This window comes from Enterobacter sp. JUb54, assembly GCF_014298075.1.
GTDB classification, from domain to species: domain Bacteria; phylum Pseudomonadota; class Gammaproteobacteria; order Enterobacterales; family Enterobacteriaceae; genus Klebsiella; species Klebsiella lignicola.
Genome location: NZ_CP060418.1, coordinates 557,101 through 570,067, shown reverse-complemented (window position 1 = coordinate 570,067; position 12,967 = coordinate 557,101). Strand labels below are relative to the sequence as shown.

At 54.0% G+C, this 12,967-nt stretch carries 12 protein-coding genes, 3 tRNA genes and 1 pseudogene; 6 read left to right on the top strand and 10 right to left on the bottom strand.

The annotated features are described in order from the left end of the window. Positions 1–120 precede the first annotated feature (120 nt). A complete protein-coding gene (locus HF679_RS02470) occupies positions 121–945 on the top strand; it encodes a DMT family transporter (RefSeq protein WP_187042580.1) in 825 nt (274 codons plus the stop codon). 62 nt (positions 946–1,007) lie between these two features. Here HF679_RS02470 and ldtA read toward each other — a convergent pair whose 3' ends face one another. From ldtA to nac, 3 genes are all read right to left on the bottom strand, one after another. Next, positions 1,008–1,949, bottom strand: coding sequence for a L,D-transpeptidase (ldtA, locus tag HF679_RS02465; protein WP_123755510.1), 942 nt, complete (start codon positions 1,947–1,949; stop codon positions 1,008–1,010). 105 nt (positions 1,950–2,054) lie between these two features. Further along, positions 2,055–3,005, bottom strand: a complete 951-nt coding sequence (gene cbl / locus HF679_RS02460; RefSeq protein ID WP_123754969.1) for an HTH-type transcriptional regulator Cbl — start codon at positions 3,003–3,005, stop codon at positions 2,055–2,057. A gap of 106 nt (positions 3,006–3,111) precedes the next feature. Beyond that, entirely contained in the window at positions 3,112–4,029 is a 918-nt protein-coding gene (nac, locus tag HF679_RS02455) for a nitrogen assimilation transcriptional regulator NAC (protein ID WP_123754970.1), read from the bottom strand. 329 nt (positions 4,030–4,358) lie between these two features. Between nac and HF679_RS02450 the strand changes: the two genes are divergently transcribed. Continuing rightward, positions 4,359–4,434: transfer RNA gene (locus HF679_RS02450), tRNA-Asn, on the top strand. A 63-nt stretch (positions 4,435–4,497) separates the two neighbouring features. Here HF679_RS02450 and HF679_RS02445 read toward each other — a convergent pair. Next, positions 4,498–4,800 (bottom strand): helix-turn-helix domain-containing protein, encoded by a 303-nt coding sequence (locus tag HF679_RS02445; RefSeq protein WP_123755004.1) that lies wholly within the window; start codon positions 4,798–4,800, stop codon positions 4,498–4,500. A 4-nt stretch (positions 4,801–4,804) separates the two neighbouring features. Continuing rightward, positions 4,805–4,989 (bottom strand): annotated as a pseudogene (locus tag HF679_RS24790) (hypothetical protein). Between the two features lie 428 nt (positions 4,990–5,417). Between HF679_RS24790 and HF679_RS02440 the strand changes: the two are divergent. From HF679_RS02440 to HF679_RS02430, 3 genes are all read left to right on the top strand, one after another. Further along, positions 5,418–6,350 (top strand): nucleoside recognition domain-containing protein, encoded by a 933-nt coding sequence (locus HF679_RS02440; RefSeq protein ID WP_187042579.1) that lies wholly within the window; start codon positions 5,418–5,420, stop codon positions 6,348–6,350. 105 nt (positions 6,351–6,455) lie between these two features. Then, positions 6,456–6,707, top strand: a complete 252-nt coding sequence (locus tag HF679_RS02435) for a histidine kinase (RefSeq protein WP_123755006.1) — start codon at positions 6,456–6,458, stop codon at positions 6,705–6,707. 122 nt (positions 6,708–6,829) lie between these two features. Then, a complete protein-coding gene (locus HF679_RS02430; RefSeq protein ID WP_123755007.1) occupies positions 6,830–8,284 on the top strand; it encodes an AMP nucleosidase in 1,455 nt (484 codons plus the stop codon). A 117-nt stretch (positions 8,285–8,401) separates the two neighbouring features. On the opposite strand, the gene HF679_RS02425 is transcribed toward HF679_RS02430, so the two are convergent. The 3 genes from HF679_RS02425 to HF679_RS24990 all read right to left on the bottom strand — a co-directional run bounded on the left by HF679_RS02425 (position 8,402) and on the right by HF679_RS24990 (position 10,228). After that, a tRNA-Asn gene (locus tag HF679_RS02425) sits at positions 8,402–8,477 on the bottom strand. Between the two features lie 126 nt (positions 8,478–8,603). Beyond that, on the bottom strand, positions 8,604–10,040 hold the full coding sequence (locus tag HF679_RS02420) for an EmmdR/YeeO family multidrug/toxin efflux MATE transporter (protein ID WP_123755008.1): 1,437 nt from the start codon (positions 10,038–10,040) through the stop codon (positions 8,604–8,606). Between the two features lie 8 nt (positions 10,041–10,048). Continuing rightward, positions 10,049–10,228: a DUF5951 family protein gene (locus HF679_RS24990; protein WP_222618218.1), complete on the bottom strand. Its 180-nt coding sequence runs from the start codon at positions 10,226–10,228 to the stop codon at positions 10,049–10,051. Between the two features lie 6 nt (positions 10,229–10,234). On the opposite strand from HF679_RS24990, the gene HF679_RS02415 reads away from it, so the two are divergent. After that, positions 10,235–10,310 (top strand) — tRNA-Asn (locus HF679_RS02415). Positions 10,311–10,417: 107 nt separating this feature from the next. Here HF679_RS02415 and HF679_RS02410 read toward each other — a convergent pair. Continuing rightward, positions 10,418–12,340: a putative bifunctional diguanylate cyclase/phosphodiesterase gene (locus tag HF679_RS02410; RefSeq protein ID WP_187042578.1), complete on the bottom strand. Its 1,923-nt coding sequence runs from the start codon at positions 12,338–12,340 to the stop codon at positions 10,418–10,420. 10 nt (positions 12,341–12,350) lie between these two features. Next, positions 12,351–12,848: a molybdopterin-dependent oxidoreductase gene (locus tag HF679_RS02405; protein WP_123755010.1), complete on the bottom strand. Its 498-nt coding sequence runs from the start codon at positions 12,846–12,848 to the stop codon at positions 12,351–12,353. Positions 12,849–12,967: the final 119 nt, after the last annotated feature.

Genomic DNA, 12,967 nt, shown 5'->3' with positions numbered 1-12,967 from the left:
CTAAGGGGAGCGATGGCTCCCCTTTTCTGTTTTGTCGACGATGATAATCCGTCACAATGGTTGAATGGCTATCCCCATCACGTTACACGTCGTCAGAAACCAGGCCCCGGAGGCCATGCTATGTTATTAAAAATCCTGCTGACGATGATCGCCTTTGCCGCAAATTCGGTGCTCTGCAGGGTGGCAATAACAGGCGGCTATATCGACGAGGTCTCGTTTGGCAGCATCCGCTTGATCAGCGGCGCATTGGCCCTGTACCTGTTTATTCTCCTTCGTCGCGGGAGCCACAAAATTGAGTACCACCCGCTCAACGCGCTGTTATTGTCCGGCTACGTGTTTGCCTTTTCTCTCGCCTATGTGTCGTTAAACGCTGCGACCGGTGCGCTGCTGTTATTTGGCACGGTCCAGTTGGTCATGACCGGTTGGGGCATGTGGCATGGTGAGAAAATCACCCGCTGGAAAGTCATCGGTATCCTTGCCGCCCTGTCAGGCATCGCTATTTTACTCCTGCCTGGCGCCACACCGCCGCCCGCGTTTGCGGCCGTCATGATGATCCTGTCCGGTGTTGCCTGGGCGGCATACTGCATTACCGGAAGAGCGGCAACCAGTGCCGCCTCGGCCACCGCAGGAAACTTTATCCTCTCCGTTCCCATTGCCGTGCTGGCCGCCGCCGTGCATTTTCACACGCTGCAGGTGGATGCAATGGGGCTGCTGCTGGGGATCGTCGCCGGTGCTATTACTTCTGCGGGCGCCTATCTGCTCTGGTATACCTTACTGCCGAAGCTATCGTCATCCACCGCCAGCACCATTCAGTTAAGCGTCCCCTGCCTGGCCGCGCTTGGGGGCGTTCTGTTTATGAATGAGGCGCTGGATCTCCAGATAGTCATTTCGACATTGATTATTTTATCGGGGATTGGCTTAGTTATCTGGTCGGACAAAATATAACAGGCCGCGCCATGCCCCGGCTTCCGGCATGACGCGGTGTTGGCACGTTGCATTCTCGACTGTCAGCTACCGAACTGATTGACCGATCCCGCCCCGCTGATATTGACGGGCATACCCGAGCGTCGCTCAAGCGCCTGGGTGGCCAGGCTGGCATTCACGCCCTCTCCTTTGACAAATGACTGGATCCCCGTGGTCATCGGCAGCGGGACTTTGCGGTCTGATTCATATTCTGCGCGGTTGCGCGAGAGTGGTTCATGGACTTCAACCCAACGGCTGCCGTCCGGTTCGAGGGTATATTTCACCGGCCGATCGATAATCTGGACGCGGGTCCCCACCGGTACGTTGTCGAACAGATATTTGATATCGTCGTTGCGCAGACGAATGCACCCCTGGCTGACGCGCAAGCCGATCCCGAAGTTGGCATTGGTGCCATGAATGGCATACAGCCTTCCGATATAAATAGCATACAACCCCATCGGGTTATCCGGCCCGGCAGGAACAAACGCCGGTAAGGTTTCACCCCGGCTGGCGTATTCACGGCGGGTATTGGCAGTTGGCGTCCAGGTCGGCGCTTCCTGCTTGCGCTCTACCGTGGTAACCCAGTTACGCGGCGTTTCACGCCCCGCCTGGCCAATGCCAATCGGCAACACCTCAACCGTGGCGCCCTCAGGCGGGTAGTAATAGAGGCGCATTTCGGCAACGTTTACCACAATACCCTCGCGCACCGTATCCGGTAAGATCAGCTGCTGCGGCACCACCAGGGTCGTACCTGATTTCGGTAAATAGACATCGACACCGGGGTTGGCCTCCAGCATATTGCTGAGCCCTTGCCCATATTGCGCGGCAAAGGCTTCCAGCGGCTGGGTATTTTGGTCCGGAACGGTAATCGTCAGCGGCATGCCTACCAGACGGCTTCCTTCCGGCGGTAACGGATAACTCACGGCCAGGACACTCTGGCTTGAGAGGAACACTAAAAGAGAGCAAAACCAATTCACACGCCGCATCATTTCCCTTTCCTCAATAGGGACAACTGTGCGTGAATTATAGCTTTTATATGCCCTCCGCGTGGATGGATACGCCCTCTATTATTTACATCGATGATGAATTAATCATATCTGGTAATCAATCGCCGCCTCTTCCGGCTCCATCGCCTGACGCTTAATTTCATCCAGCGACAAGCCGGCGTTGCACAACTCGATAAAGCGCCAGACATAATTGCGCTGTAACTGCCCGCGTTTTAAACCTAACCAGACGGTATTGGCATCAAACAGGTGCCGGGTTTCAAGGCGAGTCAAGGTGTCCGATTCCCGGGCATCCCCGGATTGCTCCGCCACCAGCCCGACGCCCAGCCCCAGCTCGACGTAGGTTTTAATGACGTCAGAGTCCTGGGCGCTCAGGACGATATCCGGCATCAACCCTTTACGGTTGAAGGCTTCATCGATGCGTGAACGCCCGGTGATGCCCTGCCGGTAGGTAATCAGCGGCCAGCGGGAAATGGCCTCCAGCGTTAAGGGCGAGACCTGAATCAGCGGGTGTTCTTTGGGGACCAGCAGGCTGTGGTGCCAGCGGAACCACGGAAAAGCCACCAGCGTGGGATCGTTACTTAAACGCTCACTGGCAATGCCGATATCGGCGCCGCCGTTATGCAACAGCGCTTCGATTTCCTGAGGCGTCCCCTGGATGAGCTCCAGTCGGACATCGGAAAACAGTTCGCGGAACGCTTTAATGACCGGAGGCAGGCTGTAGCGTGCCTGAGTGTGGGTGGTGGCAATGGTTAAGACACCGGAAGCGTCATTGGTGAACAGGTCGGCGAGCCGACGGACGTTACCGGCTTCATTGAGGATACGCTCCGCAATGGTTAATAAAGCTTTACCCGGCTCGGTCATTCCCAACAGACGCTTACCGCGCCGGATGAAAATCTCAATCCCGAGCTCTTCTTCCAGTTCGCGAATATGGCGGCTGACGCCCGACTGCGAGGTATATAACATATTTGCGACTTCCGTCAGGTTGTAATCCTGACGGGCCGCCTCACGAATGATTTTAAGCTGCTGGAAATTCACCCTTTCCTCCGGGCTATCAGACATAACGTATACGCTATTGTTAAAGTCTGTTGTCCTTGCTAACAAATAATAAAAACCAGCAACTTATTCCATTCCGGAATATAGATTAACTCACCAGCAGTAATTCACGGTTCTCCAGCGAAGGTCGGCTGACCAGAGAGAGTAAGATTTCTTTTACCGCTTGCGCCTGCGGCGACAGGCTTCCCTTAGCGGACATGTTCAGTGACAGCGACAGGCTCATCGACGGAGTGCTGATCCGTGCCATCCAGCCATTTGCTGCCTGGCATAATGAGCGAGCGGCGGATTCTGGCAGAACGGTGACGCCCATCCCGCTGGCAATCGCCGCCGTTAAGGTGGTGATGGATTCAATTTCGCCAATGATCTTCGCCGACAGTCGGCGCAAGGTAAATGCTTCAGTCACGCGTGCGCGCACCGCGCTGTAATCACGCGGCAGGAACAGATTCATCTCTGCCACTGCGGTCAGGTCGACGCTTTGCCCAGGGCAATCGCGGGTTCCGACCAGGTAGAGATCTTCTTTCAGCAAAGGCTGGCTGATGATCCCGGCGACCGGTGAGCGCTCATACAGCACCGCCATATCCAGCTGCCCGCCGAGCAATTTATCGTTGAGAATGGTGCCGCTGCTCTCCTGCAGATAGACCATCACTTCAGGGAGTTCGTTACGCACCGTCTGCAGCAGAGGCATGGTAATGGCGGAAGCCGCAGTGCCCGGCGCCAGGCCAATAGAAACCTGCCCGCTCAGCGTATGGCCAACGTTGTTGACCGCCAGCTGGGCCTGCTCACACTGACGCAGGATGGTCCGGGCATGGGTATAAAGAATCTTCCCGGCTTCGGTCGGCGTCACGCCACGTTTTGTGCGAATCAGCAGTTGCTGGTCCAGTTCGCCTTCCAGGGTCGCCACTTGCTGGCTCAACGCCGGTTGTGCGATATGCAAGACTTCAGCGGCCTGGGTCAGGCTACCGATATCGACGATTTTCACAAAATACTTCAGTCGTCTTAAGTTCATTTTGCCTCCTGTAAGGAAAGCCAGTACCAACGCTGGCAATTTAGATACAGAAGGTTTTGCAATTTGCTTGCCAGTTTTTTCAGATCGATGCAAAGGCCGCCATTCGCGGCGTAATAAGGGATTCTGATAGCAACGGACGATTTATTTGCCCGGTAAGCAGTTTAGGCTATGCCCCATTCGGGGTATATGTGCACTACCGTGGTGCACAATGTCGAAAAAAAGCGCAAAAGTGGCCGGTCGCTGAAATTGTCAGCAATCAAACACATTTTGATGAATCAGACTTTGACAAGGCCATCCGTCGCCGTTAATATGCGCCCCGTTCACACGATTCCTCTGTAGTTCAGTCGGTAGAACGGCGGACTGTTAATCCGTATGTCACTGGTTCGAGTCCAGTCAGAGGAGCCATATTAGAGAAGCCCGCTTAAGGAAACTTAAGCGGGCTTCTTGCATTGTAGTAAGGAGAATTCACTACAGGGTAAAGCCGTAATGGGAACCATCCGGTAGCTCCACGTCAAGACGTAGTTTGCCGCCCGTCGCCTCTACATAGCGTTTGAGCGTGGACAGTTTCAAATCCCGCCCCGGCTTCTCCATACTGGCAACCGTAGGTTGCCGGATCCCCAAAGCCTGCGCCATTTCTACCTGGGTTTTCTGTACTTTCTCACGCAGTTCGGCAAGGTGGATATTGAGCAGGATGTCCGTAGCCATTGCCCGTGCATCGGCCACGACATTCGGTGTTTCATCAGCAAGAAGCTGTTCGAGCGTTCTGCCCATCGCGCTATTCCTCATCATCTGGCGTATTTAAATAATCGCTGAACTCCCGATCGGCGACCGGGATCATCTGGTCATAAAAGCGTTTTTCATTCCCGACCTTAGTAGCGACGCCAGTACACAGGCCCGGTCAGCGGCACCAAGTTCACTAAACCAGATATCAAACCGATCCGTAGTCTTAATCGTCCACACAGGCCCCTCCTTGCAATATAGATCCCAGGCTATATAGATGAAAATCAATAATGCAGATAATGGGGACCCGCCAAACAAAATGCATGGCCATTTATTGATAAAAGGAAAACGCATTCCAACCATTGATTGAAAGGGGTGTAAATGTGCCGTTGTATTGCGGCCGGGCTCCATTGCCAGACAGGACAGTTACCGCATCCCCCTGTGACAATTCCTCCCGAGCACGGCCACTAAATGCCTCGTCCCGTGCGGTTTGTTTCATCCGTCAGCCCAGACGCCACAAGGCTTTTGATGCCCGGTAAGCCTGTTTTGATGATGCCCACCCCTGTGGCAGGAGGGCAAAACCGCCTCCAGAGCCGCGATATCATTTTCTTTCGGTGGGGAATATGATGAGGCACATTATCTTTGCGCAATGCGGTGACTGAGAATAAATGGATGTAATAAGCATCATTATGTCGGCGGGTAAATCTTCCGTTGATGTCGCACTTTATACGCTCTTACCCATCATGGTCGTGATGCTGATGATCATGAAATACCTGGAAGTGCGCGGCGTGCTCGATGTTATCGTCCGCTGGATTGCTCCGTTACTCAAGCCTTTCGGCCTCAGCGGCATGAGCGCCTTCGCGCTGATCCAGATGAACTTCGTGAGCTTTGCCGCCCCGCTGGCCACGTTGTCGATCATGGATAAACGCGGCGTCTCAGACCGGCAGATGGCCGCAACCCTCGCCATGGTGTTCGCCATGGGACAGGGTAACGTCTTTTATCCGCTGACCCCTTTTGGCCTGCACTGGACCGCCTCGATTGCCATCTCCATGGTCGGCGGTCTGTGCGCGGCGGCAGCCACCTGGTATATCACCGGTCGCCGGTTGTCTATCGTGGAGAATCCACGTGCTGAAGCGCTGCCGAATAGCGAGCAAAACAGCCAGGGGATGCTCGCGGTGATTAACAACGCCGGTTCCGATGCCATTCGCCTTGCGCTTGGCGCGGTCCCCATGCTGATCCTGTCGCTAACCATCGTCGGCATCATGAAGGAGGCAGGCCTCATCGAACTGCTGCAGCAACTGCTGATGCCGCTGCTGCTGTGGTTAAACATTCCGGTGAATTTCGTCCTGCCAACCCTGGTGAAATGCGTCGCCGGCGGCACCGCCTATTTCGGGGTCGTTTCTGAATTAATTCAGCAAGGGAAAGTCACCGTCAGCCAGCTCAATGCCTCCGCCGGGCTGCTGGTCCAGTCGTTTGACCTGCCGGGTATCGGCATCTATCTGGGGATCAGCTCGCGCTTTGTTCGCCTGTTTCGTTTTGCCGCCCCGGGCGCCATTATCGGCATTCTGGTGCGGACAATCATGCATGTGACGATATTCTGATTCATGGCCGGTTAAACACAGACTAAACCAATGGTCTATTCCGATTGTAAGAAATGAGGGAACCGGCAATTATCGCCGGGGAAATCATAGCGCAGAGAAAGTCGGATGGAATGGTGGGTCAAAAAAGTACGGTCAGCCAACGAGGCAGGCCCGCATTGTGTGGTCTTGCAAAGTGGTCAGTTAGCGATAATCGCCACGGTTGATTCCTGCCATCTCCCCCTGCGGTGTGGCGATAAGCTCACGCCACTGGCAAACGCTCGCTATTGCATTAATGGCAACCTGGCAAACAGCGTAAAAGTCATCAAAGCACGCCCCTACACTACCGAACACTGGGCTGAAGCCGTCACGCCTGCGTAAAACATCATCAACAATATCGAATTCAATCACTTTCGCCGCTAAGCCGCTGAAATTCCCCTTCGCACTTTTCCGTCTGTGACATACTATCGGGCATGTCAGCAGACCTGAAATAAGGAGCGAAGATGAACCAGAAGGCCGCCAGTCTGACCCCGGAGCAAGCGCTGAGCCAGCTTGAAGCGCAGTATGAACGTTCGGTCGATGCATTACGTAAAGCCATCGGCGAGTATATCAACCAAAGCGTACTCCCTGATGAAGAAGAGCGCGCCAACGGACTGTTTGTCTATCCACAGCTGTCCGTATCCTGGGATGGCGCCGACCATAAAGCGCTAAAAACCCGAGCATGGGGCCGCTTCACTCATGCCGGTTGCTACACCACGACCATTACCAATCCCAAACTTTTTCGTGCCTATCTGCTGGAGCAGCTCACGTCGTTGTATCAGGATTACGGCGCGCATATCAGCGTCGAGCGGTCGCAGCATGAAATCCCCTATCCGTATGTCATCGATGGTTCAGCCTTAACGCTCGATCGTTCGATGAGTGCTGGCCTGACCCGACATTTCCCGACCACCGAGCTGTCGCAAATCGGTGATGAGACCGCCGACGGGCTGTTCCATCCGACCGAGCATCATCCGCTTTCCCATTTTGATGCCCGCCGTGTGGATTTCTCCCTCGCGCGCCTGCGTCACTACACTGGCACGCCGGTCGATCACTTCCAGCCGTACGTCCTGTTTACCAACTACACGCGCTACGTCGATGAGTTCGTCAGCTGGGGATGCAGCCAGATTCTTGACCCCGACAGCCCCTATATTGCCCTCTCCTGCGCCGGCGGCATCTGGATCACCGCCGATACCGAAGCACCAGAGCAGGCTGTTTCCGACCTGGCATGGAAAAAGCATCAGATGCCAGCCTGGCACCTGATCACCAAAGATGGTCAGGGAATTACCTTGATTAATATCGGCGTCGGGCCGGCAAACGCCAAGAACATCTGCGACCACCTGGCGGTCCTGCGGCCGGACGTCTGGCTGATGATTGGCCACTGCGGCGGCCTGCGAGAAAGCCAGACCATTGGGGACTACGTGCTGGCGCATGCCTACCTGCGCGATGACCACGTGCTGGATGCGGTGCTGCCGCCCGATATCCCGATACCCAGCATTGCCGAAGTGCAGCGTGCACTTTACGACGCCACCAAGCAGATTAGCGGCATGCCGGGAGAAGAGGTCAAACAGCGCCTGCGTACCGGGACGGTCGTGACGACCGATGATCGGAACTGGGAGTTGCGCTATTCCGCCTCGGCGCTGCGCTTTAACCTCAGCCGTGCCGTCGCCATCGATATGGAAAGCGCCACCATTGCCGCCCAGGGCTACCGCTTCCGCGTGCCGTACGGCACACTGCTGTGCGTGTCAGACAAACCGCTGCACGGCGAGATTAAGCTGCCCGGCCAGGCGAACCGTTTCTATGAAGGGGCCATTTCCGAACATTTGCAAATCGGCATCAAGGCCATCGATTTACTACGCGCAGAGGGCGATCACATGCACTCTCGTAAGCTGCGCACCTTCAACGAACCCCCGTTCCGCTAACGCCATACCCCATAACCCTGCGCGTGCTTCGCGCAGGGAACCGGAAAACAACAGCACCATCCAGAAGACAAAAAGCAAAAAACCCGCTTAAGTTTCCTTAAGCGGGTTTCTTAAATATGGCTCCTCTGACTGGACTCGAACCAGTGACATACGGATTAACAGTCCGCCGTTCTACCGACTGAACTACAGAGGAATCGTGTGAACGGGGCGAATATTAACGGCGGTGGATGCCCTTGTCAAAGGCTGTTTTCATAATTCACACCGTTTGCCGATTTATTCTCCACTTTGCACAAATATTGCCGTTTTTACTGAAAAGTGGTTATGTTTCGTCCACTTGAGTTTTGACCCGCGGATATTTCCACAGCCAACGCCCGCTCACCATACGGCCATAGAACAGCACGCCGCGTACCGCCCAGTCGAGCACCATGCCCAGCCAGACCCCGATGACCCCCATCCCCAGCACAATCCCCAGGGTATAGCCCGCCACCACGCGACAGCCCCACATTCCCAGCATCGATACCCACATGGTATAGCGCACATCGCGCGCACCTTTAAATGCGCAAGGTAAAATCCACGAGGTCGCCCAGATAGGCATAAAGAAGGCGTTCAGCCAGAGCAGCTCTTTAACCACGACTTTGACGTCTTCTTCGCTGGTGTAGAACGAGGCGATCAGATTAGCAAACGGCGCCGTCCCCCACGCAATAACCGTGAGCACCACCGTCGATAGCCAGAACACGTGCCACGCCTGGCGCTCCGCCTGTCCTATTTGTCCTTTACCTAACCGTTTACCGGTAATGATCGTCGAGGCGGACCCCAGTGCGTTACCCGGCAGGTTAATCAGCGCGGCGACGGAAAAGGCAATAAAGTTACCAGCGATAACGTTAGTCCCCATTCCGGCGACAAACATTTGCGTCAGCAGTTTGCCGCTGTTGAAGAGTACGGACTCGATGCTGGCCGGAATACCGATGCCCATCACTTCCCAGATAATCGCAAAGTTGAAGGGCTGGAAATAACTTTTGATCGAAATACGCAGCGCCGGGTTAAAGCCAATCGCCAGCACCCAGATAATCGCCACCGCGCCAATATAGCGGGCAATCGTCAGCCCCAGACCGGCGCCAACAAACCCCAGGCCCGGCCAGGAAAAAATACCGTAAATCAGGATACTGCTGATAATGATGTTGAGAATGTTCATCCCGCCATTGATCAGCAGCGGAATTTTCGTGTTGCCTGCACCGCGCAGCGCCCCGCTGCCGATCAGCGCGATGGCCGCCGCCGGATAGCTCAGCACCGTCAGCTCAAGGTAGGTCAACGCCATCGCCTTCACCTCTTCCGAGGCCTCACCGGCAACCACGTCGATGATCTCCTTCCCAAAGGCATGGATCACCACCGCCAGCAGGATTGAGAACAGCGTCATGATCGCCAGCGACTGTCGGGCCGCCGCTCTTGCCCGTCGCCGGTCACGTTTGCCCAGGCTAAAGGCCACCACCACCGTGGTCCCAAGGTCAATGGCGGCAAAGAACGACATGATCACCATATTGAAGCTATCGGCCAGACCGACGCCGGCCATCGCCTCTTTTCCCAGCCAGCTGACCAGGAATGTGCTCAGCACGCCCATCAATAAAACACAGGTATTTTCGAGGAAAATAGGCACAGCAAGGGGGCTGATTTCGCGCCAGTACAGCACACGGTAACTCTTACGTTTTTTGAACCAGGTTGTTCGTTCAAAGACCTGGCGCACTGCGGAGGTGGCGTTCAAGGGAGACCTTAGTGAGAAAAGTTGAAACTACATTTCAAATGATGATGGAGAATGGCCGTTCCTGCAAAACATTTTTCCTTATTAATCGTCGGTAATAGCAACAAATTGTTGATGGAACCGCCAGTTGGTTCTGAGGGGGCAATTAGATGTTTGACAAAATTTTTTTCGCCGCTAAGATACGACTCCACACCGATTCCTCTGTAGTTCAGTCGGTAGAACGGCGGACTGTTAATCCGTATGTCACTGGTTCGAGTCCAGTCAGAGGAGCCAAATTTAAGAAGCCCGCTCAGGGTAACCTGAGCGGGCTTTTTGCTTTCCGCAATCAGCCAACTCTCCTGAACTGATTATTCAGACCCGCGCCAGATCACCAGAGGTCATTATTTATCCGGGGTATTCAGCGGGCCGGGTTTACCAATCAGATAACCCTGAACCAGGTCGCAACCAAGCTGCTGCAAGGAATGTAGCTGCTCTTCGGTTTCGACACCTTCGGCGACGATGCGCATATGTAGGCTTTTCCCCATGCTGATAATCAACCGGACGATATCCAGGTCATCTTTCTGCATTGGAATATTCACCACAAATGAGCGGTCGATTTTGATTTTGTCGAACGGGAAATAGCTCAAGCGCGACAATGACGAGTAACCGGTACCAAAATCATCAATAGAAATCTGGATGCCAAGCTCGCGCAGCTGGCTGAGGATCTCTAAAGAACGGGTATTTTCATTGAATATATCCGACTCGGTAATTTCGAGGTCCAGACGGTGCGGATCCAGCCCTGTGCGCTTGAGGACCGAGATAACCACGTCGGTCAGCGAGCTGTTAATTAACTGAATGGGCGACACGTTAACCGAGACCTTCATCGGAGACGACCACCTCGCGGCCTCCTCGCAGGCGGTACTCAATACCCACTCCCCGAGCGCATTGATCATCCCGGTCTTCTCGGCAATCGGAATAAAGGTGGTGGGCGGCACCACGCCACGCACAGGATGGAACCAGCGCACCAGCGCCTCGTAGCCATAAATTTCGCCGTTGACCGTATCGGCTATCGGCTGGTAATAGACCCGGAACTCACCATTATCGAGAGCCTGCAGCAGATCATCCTCAAAGGACTTATTCTCCTGGAGACGTTGCAACATGTCAGGGCGGAAGATTTTGATCGTGCCGCTCCCCTCCTTCTTGGCTTCATATAACGCAAGATCGGCACACTTATACAGATAATCGGTACGGGTTTCCCGCTCAGAAAGTACCACGCCGATACAGGCATCAATATTGATCAGCGAATCATAAATTTGATAAGGCTGGGTGATTTTCTCACGAATGACCTGGGCGCGATCCAGCGCCATCTCTTCGCTCAGATCGCTGGAGATCAGCGCAAACTCATCCCCTCCCAGGCGATACAGCGTTTCCGAGGTTTTACGGAAAAAGGAGAGTCGACTGGCCAGTTCCTGCAGCAGCTTATCGCCGGAATCGTGTCCCAGCGTATCGTTCACATCTTTAAAGTTATCGAGATCGAACAGCATGATCACCGCCGAGCCGTTGTAAGGCCTGACCTGATTAACGACCTCTTGCAGTTTTTGCCAGAAGGAGAGCCGGTTTGGCATTCCGGTTAATGAGTCATGATAGGCATCGTACTGCAGCCGGCGGTTCTGCACCTGTAGCTTCTCTTTCGATGACTGCAGATCGTCGGCCAGCAGTTTCATTCTGACATGGGCGCGGCGCAGGTTGTTATTCTGACGCAACATCAACAGGCCCAAGGTAATACAGGTGGTGATCAGCAGGACGGAGATAATAGAGTAGATAAAATACAGATTCTGTATCTTGTCGTGGGTCTCGTTAACCACGTCGATCCCCTGCACCAGCGAGGTGGAGGCAATCGACGTCATCGGTCCGTCAAGCTCGCTCATGTCGCGTAATACGAGCTTGATCTGTGCCGGGGTCATCGTATCGAGTTCCCCGTCGAGCTGACGTAAAATATGAATCAAACTCGCCACGGTTGCCTTACGCCCCGCGTCCTTACGGATAAAGCTGCCCAGATCGCCCTGCTCCAGCAGTTCAATCTGGCTCAGCATAATATCCAGACGCAGGCGGACCTTATCGTGGTCGACGCTATCAACACCGAGCGCATACGCGCCTAAACTCGCCTCCAGCCGCATATATTCGGAAACCATCTGGGAGACTGACCAGGAGTCCGTATAGCGGGTTAATTTCTGTAACTCACCTTGCCGCTCATGCACCAGGTAGGTAATGTACCCGGTGATGATGAAAAGCGACAAAATAATGGCGGTAAGTATTCGATTCAAGATCAAACCCTTACTCAATGATAATTTTTGAAACTTGCCATGACGAACGGGAATAATAGATCTGATTCTGTAGTTCCGGGCTACTGTCGTACGGATAAACAATAAATAAAGGGCCTTTATCGCGGATCTGCATATATTCGCCGTTCATTTTTAGCGCCAGAATCGTCGGGAACTTGCGGAAGTCTTCGAGCGGGACGGTAGTCGTATAATCATTAAGGGCAATAACCTTTGCGGTTTCACCTTTAGCGCCCACTAAATCCATCAATTTCTTAAGGGAAACACCATCGAAACGCACCTTGCCTGAGTACCATGGCGTGGTGGTCACAATCGTCTCCATCCCCAGTTTTTCCAGCATATCCCGGTCAAACACCGCGGTATCGCCAACATTGGTATTCCCAATCAGGCCGGAAATGGTTAAAACGGGCTTGCCCGTAGGGGCAGGCAGTTTTTCTGCAAACGCATTTGGCACAGCCATAACACAAAATAACACTGCGAAAAGTAGACGCATTTTGCTCACCATTCCGTAATTGGAGTTTTGTTAATTGTAAACCATTAGGGTCAATTCTTAAAAGATGTCAGCCCCGGGTTGTGAGGTTCTGGATTAAAAATATTTCCGCATTTCAGAGC